Genomic DNA, 17,549 nt, shown 5'->3' on the forward strand with positions numbered 1-17,549 from the left:
TTAGCCCACTAGGTTACAAACCTCGCGCCGCGATTTAATCGCCCCTAGATTGAACAAATTTCAATCCACAAAGATCAACACGCCCTAGTGACTGCAAAATCAATATCATTGCACCACCGGCTAATTTTGAAGTTGGGCGTACCACTAAAAAGTTTGAAATACTTAATAGTGGTTACAACATGGGAGTTGATACTGCTAAGACCTTTTTAGCTAAATAACTGCATTATTTAACCTAATAATTGCGGTGCTTTACCCGCAATAACTGCGGTTAGTAAACCAGCTAACATAGCTCCTACAACGGTGCATATTGCACCGCCTAAAATACCGTAAACACTCATAAAACATATCAGCGCTAAACCAAATAGCAGTGCACTTAAAAATGTTTTAGTCGCTAATGTAAGTGTGTTTTTTCGTAGGTTGAGCATCATTAATAATAAACTTACCATCGCAATTGTAATTAGTAGCTCGTTCATGCGGGTTGTACCTCAATTTGTAATTTTTGTGTGTTTTTTATTTTTAAGGCAACAAACATACACACGATACCCACCACCATAAAGCTTATATCTACTACCGCAACAAGCGAACTATTAAAGTTAACAACATTGCTCGCTCCAAATATAATGTTAAGCGGCAGCACTACAGCAAGCGAAGCACCGCATAGTAAAAGAGTCAGCTTAAAATAGTTTTTATAATCCATAGGTAATGCACTTAAAAGTAACCATGCCAACCAGGTATAAAAAAATACAGGACCAAAAAAGCTATTTTGCGCCACACCAACAACGCTATAATTAAGTACAACTTGCAGAGGAAACAGTACAAAGCTTGCGAATACCAAACCTCCACAACTGCCAATAATAAAACGATTCCAGCGTGCATAGGCCTGCATACTAAGCGATGGGCTACTGCCACGCGTACGCTTTGTGAGCCACATCATCATGCCTGAAATAGGTAAAAGCGCAGTACTTAAGCCAAGTAATACCCAGAGCAGTTTTACAAACACTCCTGCAAAGTTCCCAAAGTGCAGCGGAAACATCAACTCAATTACTTTTATCGAAACACCTGAAATATCACCAAAACTACTCATCGACTGCACAAACTCACCATTACCCTGATAATGCAGTAACTGAGAAGCAACAGCCTCCCCGCCTAACAAACGCAAATATACCTGCGCGTTCGCATCGTTATGCGCCATTATGGTTACATCTCTAATTATTGCTTTAGGGTAACGACTATGAGCATGCTCTAAAATAGTGTCTATTTTTGTAGGTTGCTTAATGTGACTAACTACAGGCTCAGGAATGGCGGTAAACGTTTCTATTAACTTATCTTGATCGCCACCAAAGCTCACAAACGCAGCGGCTGGTAGTAAAATAATGGTCGCGAGCCCTAAAAATGATCCTGTAAAACCAATCACAATGTTAAAAACGCTCCCCCAAATACCTATAACCTTATGAGCATCGCTCACTGCAATATCTAATCCTTTATCTCGCCTAAACGTAAAGAGCTCTTTTATCAATTTGCGATGAATAAACAAGCCTGTCACTGCACTTACTAAAAGCGTTAAACCTAAAAACCCAGTGAGTATTAACCCAATTGGTCGCCCTAAATGCAAATCTGCATGAAACTCACCTATATAAGTTGGCGCATCCGTTTTTTTATTGGCGTAAAACTCTTTACTAGGCCCATAGTAAGTATTTTCCAGCGTCAACGTATCGGGATGAAATTGAAATACTCTGGCCACCTCTTGGTCGTAATTTTCATCGCCATGGTGAGATTCAAATACCAACGTTAACAAATGAAAGTTATGCCCACTTGGTAAAAACACATGAATGTTTTCGCCAAATTCACTAGGTACTTTTTTATGGTATTCGTTTACTAGTCGGTTAATTTGCGCGCTGGCAACGTATTGGCTAGATTGTAGTTCTGGATTAGCCCATATTTTTAACTCAGGTCGCGACAGAACTGCTAACGCCCCACTAAATGCAACAATAAATAGCAGTACCGCAGTAATAATTCCTACCCAGCTATGTAATAAAAATAGCTTTTTTAAAGTAATCGACTTCATCCCTGCCCCTGCGTTAACGCCCAAAAACTCAATAAACCATGTAATACACACAATGCAATCATTACTACAAAAGGTTGCCATACTTTTTGCGCCAAATACGCATAAATAAACAACGCAGTCCAAATAATAGGAAAGAGTAAAATAGGCAGTAATATTTGTTCATTCATTTGAAACGGTAAATAGGTTGTCATACCCGGAATCATTATTACCGCTGTAACTAGCGCTAATACACACGCAATTAGGTGCCTTCGCCGTGTAGCTGTAAACGTTTTTTTATTATTCATTATTCGCTCAGTAAATTTGCCCAAACATATACAAAACAGCACATGCAAATGATAACAATTGCTATTATATTGTGCATTTAATGCTTAATGCAATTTATTAAACAAATTAAGTCTAAAAACACTGTTGGTTTGCCTTAAGAGCTTTTATGCTACGCCTCGCAATTTAGGTACGCAGTAATGCGTCATTTCAGTTAAGCCGAGTTCGGGCTTTTTAATTTTCAGGAAGCAGTAAACCGTGGATATAATTAACGCGATTATTTTAGGTATTATTGAAGGTATAACAGAATTTTTACCCATATCATCAACTGGGCACTTAATTGTAGCGTCAAAGTGGTTAGGCATTGAATCAACAGATGCTAACCTCGCCTTCGAAGTAATTATCCAGCTTGCCGCCATTTTAGCAGTACTAGCCAACTATAAAGACAAGTTCAGCCCTAAACATTTCAATTTATGGGTGAAAGTTGCCATTGCATTTATTCCCTTGGGTATTATTGGCTTTATATTTAGCGATGTAATAAAAACACTATTTAGCGTACCAGTAGTAGGTGTTATGTTTATTGTAGGCGGTGTGATTTTTTTACTATTGGAGCGCAGTTATAAAGAAACTCACTGCACAACTACCGATGTAACCCAAGTTACTTATAAACAAGCTCTTTGGATTGGCGTAGCACAAGTATTTGCGTTAATTCCGGGGACTAGTCGTGCTGGGAGCTCTATTGTTGGTGCCATGTTATGTGGCTTAAACCGAAAAGCCAGCGCTGAATTTTCATTTTTACTTGGTTTACCTGTACTTGCAGCAGCCTCAGGGTACGACTTACTTAAACATTACCAACTGTTTAGCTTAGATGACCTAACTGCCCTTGCTATGGGTTTTATTACCTCTTTTGTTGTTGCCTATTTTACTATTAAACTGTTTATTCGATTTTTAGAAAACTTCACTTTTGTAAGTTTTGGTATTTATCGTATTGTATTTGGTGTTATTTTATTAACCCTAGCTTACATTTAAAATTCGAGGAAAATCATGAGCGAAAAAATAAACGAAGAAGCACTCCACGCACTTAAAATAGCCTTTACGTATATGCCTAAAGCTATTGAAGTTACAAAGTACGAATATGGCGAACGCTACCAAACAGTGCTTGATCACATAGAAGCTGTACGCGAAACATTGCTTATTAACGATGTAGATCCAGAAGAAGTGGGCGGCGATATCAACCCGCAATATACCCCAAATTCAACGTATTAAAAGTATACCGCTGAGTATTACATGCTCGGCGGTATATACTACTATTAATAAACCACTAACTTAGTTCATAAAAACATAAGGTTATAAAATTTAATACGTATCAATTTTAGTTATTAGTAATTAAAACTGCTAAACTGGATTTTAAACTAATACCAATGCCCTAATTGGCCTATGTATTATATAAATTGAACAAAAGCTTACGGGGTGTTTTCTTTTGAATTTTTTACGATGTTTTCACGATATAGTTTCTAATCAATCTCTTGATTTTGAAAATAAAATTAATAAGCTCTTAGTGTTTGGGTTAGAAGTATTTGACCTTGAGCTAGGTATTATTAGTAAAGTAGATGAAAACAGCTACACCGTTTTATATGCCAAAACCCCTGACAACTCACTTTTACCCGGTACCGTGTTTGAATTACAAGGCACCTATTGCGTACATACGCTCGCTGCAGGCTCTGCACTTGCCTTTCATAAAGCATCTCAAAGCGCAATTGCAAACCACCCCTGTTATATAAACTTTCAGTTAGAGTCTTATATTGGCGCGCCAATAAAAATTGGTGAAAAAATATTTGGTACCGTTAACTTTTCATCCATAAACAGCTCTCCAGCTTTTAATGATGCAGCCTATGATTATATTGAGTTATTTGCACAATGGCTTGGATCGGAATTTGCTCGCACCCAAGCTAAAGAACAACTAATAAAAAATAGTAATACTTTATTAAAGTTAGAGAATGTAGCAAATATAGGTACGTGGGAGGTTGATCTAGTCTCCGATAAAATTACCTGGAGCGAGCAAACATACCTCATACATGAGGTGGATGAACAATTTCAACCGCAAATGAATTCTGCAGTCGAGTTTTATAAAGAAGGTCCAAGTCGTGAAGGCATTACTCGCGCGGTAGAATTAGCCATAGAAAAAGGCAAAAAATGGAATTTAGAACTAGAAATAGTAACCGCTAAAAATAAACATTTATGGGTGGCTACCTTTGGTGAGGCCGAATTTGATGAAGGCCGATGTGTCCGATTATTTGGCACCTGCCAAGATGTAACCGAGTCAGTAATGCTCCGAGAAGAGCTTAAACAAAAGCAAGCTCAAGCAGAGCGCCTACTTGAAGACAGAAGCATGCTATTTGCCAAAATCAGCCACGAATTAAGAACCCCACTGAATGGCATTACAGGTATGCTAACCACATTAGTTGATGAACACAGTGAAGAAGTTCGCGCTGAAAAAATTAAAATAGGACTTAGAAGCGCCGATATTTTACTTAGTATTATTAACGAAGTGCTCGATTTTTCTAAAATTAATCATGGTGAGCTAAAGCTTGAGCCTACTGACTTTTTACTAAAAACAATTTTTACCGATTTAACTTCTTTGTATACACCTCTATTTAAAAACACGCATGTAACGCTACAAGTAAATAATACAATTGATGACAACTGCTGGGCGTTTAGCGACAACACACGCCTTAGCCAGATTGCTTCTAACTTACTGAGTAATGCACTTAAATTTACTGAAAATGGTTCAGTTACACTAAACACCAGCCTTTCTAAAGTAAAAGCTAAGTTAAGTTTAAATATTGAAGTGTCTGATACAGGCCGAGGAATGAGTAAAAACTTTTTAGAATCACTGTTTTCTCCTTTTTCTCAAGAAGTAGATGCTAAGAATTCAAAAGGTGGAACAGGCCTTGGCCTTGCAATAGTAAAAGAGCTTGTTGAATATATGGGCGGGAAAATAAAGGTAAAAAGTACACCTAATAAAGGCACTACGTTTTTAGTAAATATTCCTATTGAGAAAGGGACAGAACAAAAACAAGAAAGCCTTAAATCAACGTTAGATATCAACGGCAGTGAACTATCAGTGCTTGTAGTCGATGATAACGACATTAATAGGTTGGTACTTCATGCCTCTTTAGGCAAGCTTAATATTAAAGCAGACTCAGCAGTTGATGGCCAAGATGCTGTATTAAAATGTCGCCAAAAGCATTATGACCTTATTTTTATGGACTGCATAATGCCCATACTCGATGGATTTGAGGCAACAAAGCAGCTTAGATCAGAAAAAATCTGCTCGCATGAAGAAACCTACATAGTGGCCATAACTGCTAATACTTCATCACAAGACAAACTTGCCTGCAAACAAGCCGGTATGGATATGTTTATATCAAAACCGTTTAAACTACCCATACTTGAAAAAGCAGTTATTAATGCGCTTGAGCATACAGCTAACTTTAGCTAACTGATTGGTTAAATAAGGATATAAAATGAAAAACATAATTAGAACTGTATTACTAACAGTGCTTATTGTTGCAATATTTAAAGGCGTTTCAACTGACCAGTGGGATTCATCAATAACCGCTGTAATCGTATCGGGTATTTTGTTTTTAGTTACGTTCATAAGTGCTAAGTCATCTCGTGGTTCATCTGCTTATACTGGGAGTGACTCTTCAGTTTATTCTAGTAGCAACTCATCTCATTCCCATACAGATTGCGGCGGTGGTGATTCTGGTGGTGGATGCGATTAGTTAATACGCTTCTTAATATTCGTATTTATATAGAACAATATTTATAGAGAGAGTATTTTGCCTAAGATTAAAATTGCTAAGTTCTGGCGCTCGATCGAAGCATTAGGAGAAATTGGTGCTCGAATCCTTGGCCTAGGATTAGTCTATCTGATTTTCTCATTTATAGGACAAGAATTAATCGGCGAGCAGTTCAAAAATGATGTCCTACTAAGCTTAGTCGTTTTACCTGCAATTTATGTCCTAAAAAATTCTCATAAAATATTGGAAGCAGTTTTTGTAAAAGTTCTTACTAAAGACAATTCTATAACCGTATTTAGTGGAATATTCACAAGAAGAGAAGACAAACTAGGTTTCAAAAGCGTTGAAAATGTAGAGCAAGTCACAACAATTTTAGGTCGTATATTTGGTTATTCAACCATATTTTTATATGCCTACGGTAGCTGGGTTAGAATCCCTTTTATTAAAGATCCTGAAAACCTCAGAGCTTGGCTTGAAGAACGTATACCAGATTAACCTAGTTTATAACCAGACATAAAAAAGCCGCCTTTGGAGAAGGGCGGCTTGGGTTAACAAACAGCTATGGGTGTAGCCTTGCTGTTATATCAAGAGAGTTTTTACTAAATTTTTTATTAAATAATGTTAAGCAGCACTTTGATCAGCTTCTTCAGAGTGACGAATTAAATAATCAAATGCGCCTAAGCTTGCTGTTGCACCACTGCCCATTGCAATAATAATTTGTTTAAACGGAGTATTGGTTGCATCCCCCGCGCCATAAATGCCTGGTAATGACGTCGCGCCTTTAGCATCAATCAGTATTTCACCAAATTTGCTTAATTCAAGATCGCTGTCTTTTAACCATTCTGTATTAGGTATCAAACCTATTTGTACAAATATACCGTCAAGTTCAAGCTCTTTGCTCTCTCCCGACACTCTATCTGTGTACATTAAGCCAGTTACTTTTTTACCATTGCCTAATACTTCAGTTGTTTGTGCACTTTTGATAATCGTAATATTGGCCATGCTTTTAGCTTTACGAATAAGTACTTCATCTGCACGTAATGTGTCTGCAAATTCAAGTACCGTAACGCTTTGTACAATATTGGCTAAATCGATTGCCGCTTCTATACCTGAATTACCACCGCCAATTACAGCAACAGGTTTACCTTTAAATAAAGGGCCGTCGCAATGTGGGCAATATGCCACACCATGGCCGCGATATTCTTGCTCCCCGGGTACGTTCATTTCACGCCAGCGTGCACCGGTGGCAAGTACGAGCGACTTAGCTTTAAGTACTGCGCCATTCTCAAGTGTAATTTCGTAGCCATTGTTATAACCAAGTGCCGCTGCGCGCTGATTATGCATTACATCTACGTCGTATTCTTTAACGTGCTCTTCAAGCTGAGCAACTAATTTTGGCCCTTCAGTCGCCTTAATCGAAATAAAGTTTTCTATTGCTAATGTATCTGCAACTTGTCCACCAAATCTGTCGGCAACAATACCTGTATTTAACCCTTTTCGTGCTGAGTAAATCGCAGCCGATGCGCCCGCAGGACCGCCACCAATTACAAGTACATCAAATTTATCTTTTTTACTTAGCGATTCAGCTTGGCGCTGTGCCCCTTTGCTATCTACTTTATTAAGTATATCGGTAAGGCTTAGTGCACCTTGGCTAAATGGTTCGCCATTTAAATACACAGCCGGTACAGCTAAAATATTTCGCTCTTCTACTTCGTCTTGAAATAATGCGCCATCAATCATGGTCGCTTTAATATTGCTATTTGTCGCTGCCATAGTATTAAGTGCTTGCACTACTTGCGGGCACGTTTGGCAACTTAAACTTATGTATACTTCAAAGTTGAGCTCTTGAGTAAGCGATTGTATTTGCTCAATGTCTTCGCTTTTAGCTTTACTTGCGTGTCCGCCAGTATGTAAAAGCGCTAACACTAAACTTGTAAATTCGTGGCCCATAGGTACGCCTGCAAACGTAATATGAGTGTTTTTAATAGGTGAATGTACAACCATTGACGGGCGACGTGCGCTTGTGTCGGGGTTGTTTATTACCGTAAATTTATCGCTCAGTGAGGCTAAATCGTTTGCTAAGCTTTCTACTTCTGCTGATTTTTTGCTGTCATCCAAGGCAATAAGCAGCTCAACAGGTTGAGTAAGCGATTCAAAATGGCTTTTTAATTGATTTTTTATGTTGTTATCTAACATGGCTTAACCCTTTTAGGAAAATTTAAACAGCAAGCCTCCCATGCCAAATAATGCATGTGCTTAAACAAGTATATTGATATAGGAGGCACCAACAAACGGATGTTCGTTGATTTAAGGGCAGTTACCTGCCCTTATAGTAGGAATAAATCTATACTTAGATTTTACCAACTAGGTCTAGTGAAGGTGCAAGTGTGTCTTCACCTGGCTGCCAAGATGCAGGACAAACTTGACCGTCGTGAGTTGCAATGTATTGTGCAGCTTGTACTTTACGAACAAGTTCTTTAGCGCTACGGCCAATACCTAAATCATGAGTTTCGATAATTTTAATTTCGCCTTCTGGGTTCATTACAAATGTACCGCGAAGTGCTAAGCCTTCTTCTTCAATCATTACGCCAAAGCTACGAGTAATACGTCCTGTTGGGTCGCCAATCATTGGGTAAGTAATTTTACCAATTGTGTCTGACGTATCGTGCCATGCTTTGTGAGTGAAGTGAGTGTCAGTAGATACTGAGTAAACTTCTACGCCCATTTCTTGAAGTTGTGCGTAATAATCTGCAACATCACCAAGTTCAGTAGGACATACAAATGTAAAGTCTGCTGGGTAAAAGAAGAAGATTGACCATTTACCTAGAACATCTTTTTCAGACAATTCTACAAAGTCACCGTTGTGGTAAGCGGTTGCATTGAATGGTTGTAATTTAGTATTGATTAATGAAGTGCTCATGGTATTTCCTCATCTATATTTAATGTATTTAAAAAGTAATCAACGCTCTCGTTTAAAACGACCTTCTGCGTTGGCTTGGTTAATACAATAAGGCTAATGGATAATTAAATAAAATTGATTGTTTAGATTAAAGCAATCTGTTTTTTAGATTGTAAGCAATATCCATAAATATGGGGGAAAACAACAAGCCAGCCAACTGTTTGGTTTATATCCAACAAGCTAAAAATAGCCAATAAACGCAGGTAATTTAGATACGTTTATGGCGTACTTACAGCAACATACCTGTACAATTATTTAAAACGCGAGGTACAATTTAACTGTATCAATCAATTGTTAAGCTTAGTATCTTAAACAGGGATTAATTATGACTCCTAAAAAACGCCGAGTATTACAGGCTGTCTTATATGAATTTTTTGCCATTGCCTTTGTTGGCCCTATTATCAGCTTTATTTTTGACAAATCAGCCTCTTCAGCAATCGGTTTAGCGATTGTTTTATCAAGTATTGCACTTGGCTGGAATTATGTATTTAACGCTTTATTTGAACGCTGGGAAGCAAAGCAAGCTGAGCGAGGGCGTACTTTAGGCAGGCGTCTATTGCACGGCATTGGTTTTGAAGGTGGGTTGGTATTATTACTAATCCCTGTAATGTCGTTGTGGTTAAATATATCAGCCCTAAATGCATTAATAGCAAACCTTGGCCTGTTTGCGTTTTTCTTTATCTATGCAATTATTTTTACATGGGCGTTTGACCGCGCTTTTGGCCTACCAGAATCCGCCAAAAGTGATAAAACAACGCAGTAAAACACCTTTTAATTAAGCCTCTTTAAGAGGCTTTTTAATCTGATAAAACGATAAGTATCATCTCCCAGTAAAAATAAAATAGGCTAATCATCAGCCTACCCTACATATTGTATTACTTTATATTTAAAGAAATAATAACAATGAAGATCGAGTGCTTTATCTACAACGTTTAATCAATTAATACCTCTACACTATTTAGTAGCTCGCATTTATTGTAAATCCACTTTACTTATAAAATACTGCTACAATAGCCGCGCTTAAAAACGTTCAAACACAAGGCACTCTGTTATGGAAAAATTTGTTAATCACATTCAACTAGGCTACCTAGGGCTACTTCCTTTTTTAGGCTGCGTGGCATGGCCGCTTGTGTTTGGTAGTAACAGCGTTAACTTAGAATTTTTTACTTTTTACAGTATCGCCATTTTAGCATTTATGGCAGGTAACTTGTGGCGGGCCGGAGAGCAAAGCTATAGCAATGCAATTAAAGCGGTATTACCTGTTATCCCAGTTCCATTTTTATCATTTTTACCTGTAGAGTGGGCACTGGCGTGGCTAGGTGCTAGTTTTTGGTTAGTACTTATATTTGAAAAAGCCACTCCACAATGGAAAACCTATCATAAAGATTATCAAAAAATGCGCTTTGTGCTGACCTCCGTTGTATTTGTTTGTCACATCCTAACTATTGGTATGAGTATTTACCCTAAGTAACCTGAGCTCTGGATAATAAATCTATCTCAAGCAGCTATTTTCAGTGTTAACTGCGTTGAATTTACTTGCAATAGGCCCGCTATTGACGCGTAAATTCGCCTTGTTCTCACAGAAAATCTCTGGCTAGAGAAAATAAATTTAAATATCACTATAATTCAACGAGTTAGCAAATCTCTTAACCAGAGTTCAGGTTAAATAACAGCTGTAAACTTAAATATTGCGTGGTAATAAGGTAATATCCGCGCACTGCTATTTGAGGACACACCATGATTGACCAATTACGCCAACAACTTGATGAACTTGGCGAAAACTACGTAGAAAAAAACGCGGCATTTAAAATCAAAGTGATCCCATTTTTTTGTGCTATTCGCATAAAAAAAGATCATAAAAGTGAAGGTCGTTTGAGTTTTTATTCAAGTCAATTACTCGAAATTTTCTTAGTCGTCTTATTTTTGCTATTCGGTTTAATGCTTTACGATACAAATGCAGGATTTACCCACGGGCCTATTCATATTGCCTTTGCCATTTTAATTACCTTTAATCTTATTATTAAACAAATCGCAATCGAAGGATTAAAAACCAGACTTGCGTTTCATCGTTTACTTGCAGCACAGTCTCAAAAAAGTACGCCTGATGCTGATAACACACCAACTAAACCGCTTTAATTTATGTATTTAGATCCTGGTTGGCGAATACTCACTGTTGGCGATGGCGACTTATCATTTTCGAGCGCCATACATAACAACGTAAAGCCGCACACATTAGTGGCCTCTACCTACGATGATGCAATTACTATTGAGCAAAAGTACCAAGACAATGCGCTTAACGATTTAAAAGCGCAAAACGTTGCCGTACTTAATAGCTTTGATGTAACAAACCCTGCGTGTTGGCAAACTCTAAGTGCAAATCAGCACAGCTTTGATGTGGTTATTTTTCAGTTTCCGCTTATACCTGCGTTTGTTGGCCGTGAAGCATTTGAAAACAACACTCGCCAAACCAGTATGAATGTACTAAACCGCGCTTTACTGCACCAATTTATTAAATATGCGAACGAATTTGCGCTTGATAAAAAGGGCCCAATGCTTTGTTACATCACCTCTAAAGACGTAAAGCCCTATCGCGAATGGAATATTGAAGGCAGTTTAAATAACGGTTTAACCGCTAATTACTTAGGTCAAACCCCATTTGATATTAGCCATTTTGAAGGTTATAAAATTCGTAATGTTGACCGCGATAAACACGTAAAAGACACCAGCGGTATCACTTATGTGTTTAGCCCAAAGGGTATTGATGCACACATTAGCGAATTAAGCTCACGCCTCACAAAGCCTGCATACTTAACACCTAACCATTGCTCCCTTTGCCGCGTTGGACCTTACATGGCAAGCGAGGACGAAACCAAGCACCTAAACGCTAAAAAGCATCAGCAAATGCTGCACCTTGAAAGCGATTGGCAACAATGGTTAAACGAATTTTATAGCTAAGTGTCTTTAATAATTAAACGTTGCCGCGTTTAATTAAATCAGCTGCTTTTTCAGCAATCGCAATTACCGGTGCATTTGTGTTACCGGTAATAATTGTAGGCATAATCGACGCATCCACTACGCGTAAGTTACTTACCCCGTGTACTCGCAAATTAGTATCGACCACCGCCATTGAGTCTTGCCCCATTTTACATGTACCAACCGGGTGATATTCGGTATCTGCCGTTTGGCGTATAAACTCAATTAACTGATCATCATTATTTATATCAAGCGGATAGACCATTTTACCGCGTATAGTATCAAAGGCTTTGCTTTGCATAATAGCGAGTGTTTTTTTAAGGCCAGCAAGCATTGCAACTATGTCGTCTGGGTGGCTTAAGTAGTTAGGATCAATAAGTGGAGCACTACGTGGGTTGCTGTCAGCTAATGTAATAGTTCCTCGGCTTTTAGGGCGCATAATACTGCTGTGTATACTGTAACCATGCCCAGTATGTAATTTACGACTATGATCGTCCACCAGCCCTATAACAAATTCTAGCTGTACGTCAGATGCAGGCGAATCTTCAAATAGCTTAATAAACGCATGCGACTCTGCAAAATTACTTGTTAATCGCCCCTCTCGCTTACTAAACCAGTTAACGCAGCCTTTAAAAATGCTCGCAATACCAAGTGGGCTTATACCAAAGGTACCCTTGTTTGTTTTTGATTTATAAAGCGGCACTACCGTTAAGTGATCTTGTAAATTAGCACCCACACCTTCTAGTACGTGTTGAGCTTTAATATTATGAGCGCTTAACTGAGCTTTAGGGCCAATACCCGAAAGCATTAATACCTGCGGTGAATTAATAGCACCGGCGCTCAAAATCACTTCTTTATTAGCAAGTAAATCTATTACTTTGCCGTTTTTTTCTATTTGCACACCTTGGGCGCTTTTATCATTAATTATAATTTTATTAACGTGACTTTTAGTCAGTACCGTTAAGTTAGCTCTATTTAAGTTAGGTGTTAAATACGCTTTAGCGGCGCTACAACGCTCGCCATTATGCTGAGTCACTTGTGAAAGCCGTGCACCTTGCTGCTCTGCACCATTAATATCGTCGCTTAAATTAACGCCCTGCTCTTTACAGCCGTTTAAAAAACACTGGTTAATTGCACTTGGGTTATTAAGTTCTTGCACATGTAAGGGGCCATCAGTGCCATGCAGCTCATTATTTATAAAGGTTTTATTGTTTTCAGCTTTAATAAAATACGGGAGTAAACTATTAAAATCCCAGCCGGTATTACCAAGCTGTGCCCACTGGTCGTAATCGTATTGAGTACCGCGAATATAAACCATCGCATTAGTAGAGCTCGACCCACCCAGCACTTTGCCTCGCGGCACAAAACCACACCGATTATTTAACTCTTTTTGAGGTACTGTATTGTAATGCCAACTATTTATGCCATAAGGCACACTCGCTGCTATGCCAGCTGGCATTTGTACAAATGCGCTTTTATCGCTGCCGCCTGCTTCAATTAAGCACACACTTACATTTTTATCTTCAGACAAGCGCGATGCCATCACGCAGCCACCACTGCCTGCGCCAATCACAATGTAATCAAATGTTGTATTGTTCATGGTGTACCTTAATAAAAGTGTTAAACGTCCTTAACAGTAATAGTGCATAGAAAAACTCAACAAAACTTGATATTTTTAGACATCATTTATTTGAGGTTAACCATGAGCAGCCTAATCAGAGCCACGTCATTACAAGGTATAGACACCCTAATTAGCGAATTTGGCGGCGATCCGCATGAAATAATGCAAAACTGTAATATTAGTAACGTTGACTTTAAAAATCTCGATAACCACTATTTACCTTATCGAGATTACGCTGAGCTACTAGAATACTGTGCTTGTAAGTTCAATTGCTCTAGCTTTGGCCTTAAGCTCGCAAGTAGACAAAATTTTGATATTTTAGGACATATTGCAATAGCAGCCAAAAGCAGTACTAATTTAGGTGATGCACTTAATTGGGTGATTAAATACCTCTACTTGCACAGCCCTGCACTTAGCTTAAACTCTCACCCTTTAGAGAGTGATAAAAGCGTGTTTTTATCATTCGAAATTAATTTAAAACCATTACCGCACATTAACCAAGTAATTGAGCTAACCATAGGATTAGCACTGGCTGTTATTAAAAAGCTGAGCAATAACCGCTGCAAACCAATTACTATATTTTTGCCAAAAAAATTAAGTACTAATACTCGTGCTTATAACACCTATTTTGGTTGTAACGTTACAGAGCATCGCAACAGCGCTGGTATTGTAATCTCAAAAAGTGATTTAACCCTTGAGCTTGATCACCCTGAGCTAAATAAAGTACAAGCGGCGCTAAGCTTCTTGGCAAAAAATAAAGAACACACACAACCATTGCCCAACCAAGTTAGTGCACTAATTAGGCCTATGCTTCCTATTTATCAATGTAGTAACCAAACTATTTCAGCTGCGCTGGGTATTCACCCGCGTACTCTGCATCGAGAACTTATCAAACATAATACGAGCTTTGTAAAACTAAAAGATGCCACTCGCCGCGCTTTAGCTGCACACTATTTAGCGCAAAACCAATTTACAATATCAACCATATCTGAGCTTTTAGGGTATCAGGAGCAAGCAACGCTAAGTGTTAATGTTAAACGCTGGTTTGGATGTTCTCCTAGGGCGTGTAGAACTTTGTGGATTGAAATTTGTTCAATCTAGGGGCGATTTAATCGCGGCGCGAGGTTTATAACCTAGTGGGCTAAGTAAAAATCGAGCAACAAAGAGTCAATCGTCCCTAGAAAGAACCCATAGGGCAGCGCATGTTTGGCCTTTATGCTGCGTTATCGCCTATTTATGGGGAATAACCACACTACATAGGCTTTGCCTTGCCTAAAAACCAAACATACTGCTGCAAATTCAACCACCAAAGGTCAACATGCCCTAAAGCATATAGGACTAAAAAAATGTTAAACTAAACACTCTTATTATTATTTTTATTTAAGCTAAGGAGTGAGCATGAACTTTGTTATTGTTGGCACCAATTTTATTAGCGACACACTGTTAGCCGCTGCAAATACGTTAAACGATTTCAATTTATATGGGGTGTGCTCGCGCGCAGTATCAAGCGGCGAAGCATTTTTAGCCAAACACCCACAAAATGCACAAGCAAAAATTTTCACCTCAATCGAGCAAGTATGCCAAGATCAAAACGTTGATGCTGTATACATAGCCGCCCCTAACAGCTTACATAAACAATATGCCGTTATGTGTTTACAAGCTGGTAAACATGTCCTTGGCGAAAAACCATCAGCAGCCAATTCTAAAGAGCTTGCAAGCATTATAGCGACAGCAAAAAAGCATCAGCGCCTTTACATGGAAGCCATGATGACCACTCACTTGCCTAACTTTGCACGGCTGCAAAAGGCAATGGTAAAAATTGGCACACCACGTAAATATATTGGCCAGTACAGTCAGTATTCGTCGCGTTACGATAAGTATAAAAATGGCGAACGCCCAAATACATTTTTACCTGAGTTTGCTAATGGCGCATTGGTCGACTTAGGTATTTACCCACTGTATTTATTAATTGCACTGTGGGGAGCGCCAAAAAGCGTGAGTGCCAGTGGCGTATTGCTTGATACAGGTGTAGATGGTGCGGGCGATGTATTACTAAACTATGCAGATAAACAAGCCGTTATTAGTTACTCTAAAATATCGCAAGGCGACAACATAACCGAAATACAAGGCGAGCTTGGGCGCATACGTATAGAAGCCGTATCGCAACTTAAAAAGGTGGAATTTATTGCTAATAATGGTGACGTAGAGGTTATATCACAGCCGTTTGATGAGCACTTTATGAAATACGAAGTTGAGCATTTTATGTCATTAGTAAAGCAAAATATCCTTGAGTCACCTGTTAATACTCACATTTTAGCCAGTAACGTAATGAGCGTTCTTGATGAAGCCCGCAAACAACTTGGGGTTGTGTACCCTAACGACTAATTAAATAAAATATGGGCGTTAACCAACGACAGTCAACGCCCATAAAAAAGCTATTTAAGCTTTCGTACAACGACACACTTTATAAAGACGTTTAAAAAATAACGATCCCCATCCATGGGCAATCAAATAAGATGTCTTAGAAATAAAAATACTTCCGCAACAAATTTAACACCAACAACTTAAACTGACTTATTACCAATATTTATTATCTGATAACCTTAAAACTAACCTAACACATAAAAACATTACCAATCAAGCTGGCCAATTGCATTATTTTAAACTAAATTGGTAATACAAGAATGCAACCATTGGTGTATAGTGGTTTTTAACCATAACATCGCGTTAGAATTTTGACATAATAGTGAATTTTGAGGTAACCTCTGGTATTAACAGTTGGTTTTGACTTTTAGGCCCCAGAGGCCACTATTCCTTAAGGTAATGAAGGTAAAGTATGGGTAATCGTCGCTTATTTTGGCGCATAGTTGATAAAATTGAGTCTTTAATAAATCAAGGCGAATTTTCTGCTGGGAGTCGTTTACCACCTGAACGTGAACTTGCAGAAATGTTTGATGTAAGTCGCCCTACCATTAGAGAAGCTATTATCGCATTAGAAGTACGTGGCCGAGTTGAAGTTAAAACCGGCTCTGGTGTTTACGTAGTAGAACAAAAAAATGCATCTATAAAATCAAAAGAGATCAGTGCATTTGAACTTACTCAAGCTCGCGCATTAATTGAAGGCGAAATTGCCGCTTTAGCTGCTCAAAGCATTACAGAAGAAGAACTAGAGCAACTAAATAAAACATTAATTGCCATGGAAAAAGGCCTTTATGTTGAGCAAGCCGACCGTGAGTTTCATGAAATTATAGCTAGAGCAACGCGCAATAAAGCACTTGAATTTGCAGTGTCTAACTTGTGGGATTTACGTTTAACAAACCCACAAATTGTTGCTGACTATGGCAGTGTATGTAAAAACAATAACGAATGCGTTATGGACGAACACACCGCTATTTATACTGCTCTTAAATCTCATGATGCAAATGCAGCACGTACTGCAATGCACAAACATTTTAACCGCTTAATTAATGCTTTATTTGACGCTGTAGAATCGCGCGCACTTGAAGAAATTAAACGCAAAAATGATGAAAAACGAGGCCTTTACTCGCTTGATGGCTTAGTTAATAAAAGAGCCCACTAAGGCCTTTTAACCAACTTATTAAAGTTAGCAAGCGCCTGTTTGCTAACTTTATCGCTTACTTTATTTACTCGCCCTATTTAATATACTTTTAATTGCGCTATTTTTGGTCGCAAACACTTACCTATAAATTTAAAAAAAGATACTATGCCGCCATTAATATCGAGCGGGTTTAGTTATTACACTCACCTGCATGACTATTTAACCTGATGTAATGGTCTCCTCCCTATACGGCATCTATGTGCCATGATTAAAGTGGTTACAATAATCAAAGGGAGAAGACCAAA

At 38.4% G+C, this 17,549-nt stretch carries 18 protein-coding genes and 1 pseudogene; 13 read left to right on the forward strand and 6 right to left on the reverse strand.

Features of this window, described 5'->3' with window-relative positions; translation table 11 throughout:
• Positions 1–83: 83 nt before the first annotated feature.
• Positions 84–218, forward strand: a pseudogene (locus GQR52_RS20590) (DUF6363 domain-containing protein); the annotation flags it as partial.
• A 9-nt stretch (positions 219–227) separates the two neighbouring features.
• Here the strand turns inward: GQR52_RS20590 and GQR52_RS19580 are convergent.
• Genes GQR52_RS19580 through GQR52_RS19590 form a run of 3 tightly spaced genes read right to left on the reverse strand, consistent with a single transcriptional unit; the run spans position 228 to position 2,349 of the window.
• Positions 228–473 carry a hypothetical protein gene (locus tag GQR52_RS19580; protein WP_007581829.1) on the reverse strand — a complete coding sequence of 82 codons (246 nt, stop codon included), beginning with the start codon at positions 471–473 and terminating at the stop codon, positions 228–230.
• Positions 470–2,065, reverse strand: coding sequence for a PepSY-associated TM helix domain-containing protein (locus GQR52_RS19585; protein WP_206017568.1), 1,596 nt, complete (start codon positions 2,063–2,065; stop codon positions 470–472). Before GQR52_RS19585 ends, GQR52_RS19580 begins: the two co-directional genes overlap by 4 nt.
• On the reverse strand, positions 2,062–2,349 hold the full coding sequence (locus GQR52_RS19590; protein ID WP_024591874.1) for a hypothetical protein: 288 nt from the start codon (positions 2,347–2,349) through the stop codon (positions 2,062–2,064). Before GQR52_RS19590 ends, GQR52_RS19585 begins: the two co-directional genes overlap by 4 nt.
• 235 nt (positions 2,350–2,584) lie before the next feature.
• On the opposite strand from GQR52_RS19590, the gene GQR52_RS19595 reads away from it, so the two are divergent.
• The 5 genes from GQR52_RS19595 to GQR52_RS19615 all read left to right on the forward strand — a co-directional run bounded on the left by GQR52_RS19595 (position 2,585) and on the right by GQR52_RS19615 (position 6,627).
• Entirely contained in the window at positions 2,585–3,355 is a 771-nt protein-coding gene (locus tag GQR52_RS19595; RefSeq protein WP_165729517.1) for an undecaprenyl-diphosphate phosphatase, read from the forward strand.
• A gap of 15 nt (positions 3,356–3,370) precedes the next feature.
• The gene (locus GQR52_RS19600; protein WP_165729518.1) at positions 3,371–3,592 is read left to right on the forward strand and encodes a penicillin-binding protein; all 222 of its coding nucleotides are present in this window, start codon (positions 3,371–3,373) and stop codon (positions 3,590–3,592) included.
• Between the two features lie 214 nt (positions 3,593–3,806).
• A complete protein-coding gene (locus GQR52_RS19605) occupies positions 3,807–5,828 on the forward strand; it encodes an ATP-binding protein (protein ID WP_165729519.1) in 2,022 nt (673 codons plus the stop codon).
• 25 nt (positions 5,829–5,853) lie between these two features.
• Positions 5,854–6,114, forward strand: coding sequence for a hypothetical protein (locus tag GQR52_RS19610; RefSeq protein ID WP_165729520.1), 261 nt, complete (start codon positions 5,854–5,856; stop codon positions 6,112–6,114).
• A gap of 57 nt (positions 6,115–6,171) precedes the next feature.
• Positions 6,172–6,627: a PH domain-containing protein gene (locus tag GQR52_RS19615; protein WP_165729521.1), complete on the forward strand. Its 456-nt coding sequence runs from the start codon at positions 6,172–6,174 to the stop codon at positions 6,625–6,627.
• Between the two features lie 126 nt (positions 6,628–6,753).
• On the opposite strand, the gene ahpF is transcribed toward GQR52_RS19615, so the two are convergent.
• Entirely contained in the window at positions 6,754–8,328 is a 1,575-nt protein-coding gene (gene ahpF / locus GQR52_RS19620; protein WP_165729522.1) for an alkyl hydroperoxide reductase subunit F, read from the reverse strand.
• A 154-nt stretch (positions 8,329–8,482) separates the two neighbouring features.
• Positions 8,483–9,052 carry an alkyl hydroperoxide reductase subunit C gene (ahpC, locus tag GQR52_RS19625; protein ID WP_165729523.1) on the reverse strand — a complete coding sequence of 190 codons (570 nt, stop codon included), beginning with the start codon at positions 9,050–9,052 and terminating at the stop codon, positions 8,483–8,485.
• A gap of 364 nt (positions 9,053–9,416) precedes the next feature.
• Here ahpC and GQR52_RS19630 point away from each other — a divergent pair, with 364 nt between their 5' ends.
• The 4 genes from GQR52_RS19630 (at position 9,417) to GQR52_RS19645 (ending at position 12,046) form a co-directional block, all read left to right on the forward strand.
• The gene (locus tag GQR52_RS19630; protein WP_165729524.1) at positions 9,417–9,854 is read left to right on the forward strand and encodes a PACE efflux transporter; all 438 of its coding nucleotides are present in this window, start codon (positions 9,417–9,419) and stop codon (positions 9,852–9,854) included.
• Positions 9,855–10,142: 288 nt separating this feature from the next.
• Positions 10,143–10,562 (forward strand): DUF3429 domain-containing protein, encoded by a 420-nt coding sequence (locus GQR52_RS19635; protein ID WP_165729525.1) that lies wholly within the window; start codon positions 10,143–10,145, stop codon positions 10,560–10,562.
• A 266-nt stretch (positions 10,563–10,828) separates the two neighbouring features.
• Positions 10,829–11,227 (forward strand): hypothetical protein, encoded by a 399-nt coding sequence (locus tag GQR52_RS19640; protein ID WP_024600580.1) that lies wholly within the window; start codon positions 10,829–10,831, stop codon positions 11,225–11,227.
• A gap of 3 nt (positions 11,228–11,230) precedes the next feature.
• Entirely contained in the window at positions 11,231–12,046 is an 816-nt protein-coding gene (locus tag GQR52_RS19645) for a class I SAM-dependent methyltransferase (RefSeq protein WP_165729526.1), read from the forward strand.
• A gap of 13 nt (positions 12,047–12,059) precedes the next feature.
• Here the strand turns inward: GQR52_RS19645 and GQR52_RS19650 are convergent, their stop codons facing one another.
• Entirely contained in the window at positions 12,060–13,664 is a 1,605-nt protein-coding gene (locus GQR52_RS19650; protein ID WP_165729527.1) for a GMC family oxidoreductase N-terminal domain-containing protein, read from the reverse strand.
• Between the two features lie 102 nt (positions 13,665–13,766).
• Here GQR52_RS19650 and GQR52_RS19655 point away from each other — a divergent pair, with 102 nt between their 5' ends.
• The 3 genes from GQR52_RS19655 to GQR52_RS19665 all read left to right on the forward strand — a co-directional run bounded on the left by GQR52_RS19655 (position 13,767) and on the right by GQR52_RS19665 (position 17,265).
• The gene (locus GQR52_RS19655) at positions 13,767–14,786 is read left to right on the forward strand and encodes an AraC family transcriptional regulator (protein ID WP_165729528.1); all 1,020 of its coding nucleotides are present in this window, start codon (positions 13,767–13,769) and stop codon (positions 14,784–14,786) included.
• A gap of 297 nt (positions 14,787–15,083) precedes the next feature.
• Positions 15,084–16,070 (forward strand): Gfo/Idh/MocA family oxidoreductase, encoded by a 987-nt coding sequence (locus GQR52_RS19660; RefSeq protein ID WP_165729529.1) that lies wholly within the window; start codon positions 15,084–15,086, stop codon positions 16,068–16,070.
• Positions 16,071–16,521: 451 nt separating this feature from the next.
• Positions 16,522–17,265, forward strand: a complete 744-nt coding sequence (locus GQR52_RS19665) for a FadR/GntR family transcriptional regulator (protein WP_165729530.1) — start codon at positions 16,522–16,524, stop codon at positions 17,263–17,265.
• Positions 17,266–17,549 lie beyond the last annotated feature (284 nt).

It is taken from the genome of Pseudoalteromonas sp. 31A1, from assembly GCF_011378815.1.
Classification (GTDB): domain Bacteria; phylum Pseudomonadota; class Gammaproteobacteria; order Enterobacterales; family Alteromonadaceae; genus Pseudoalteromonas; species Pseudoalteromonas arctica.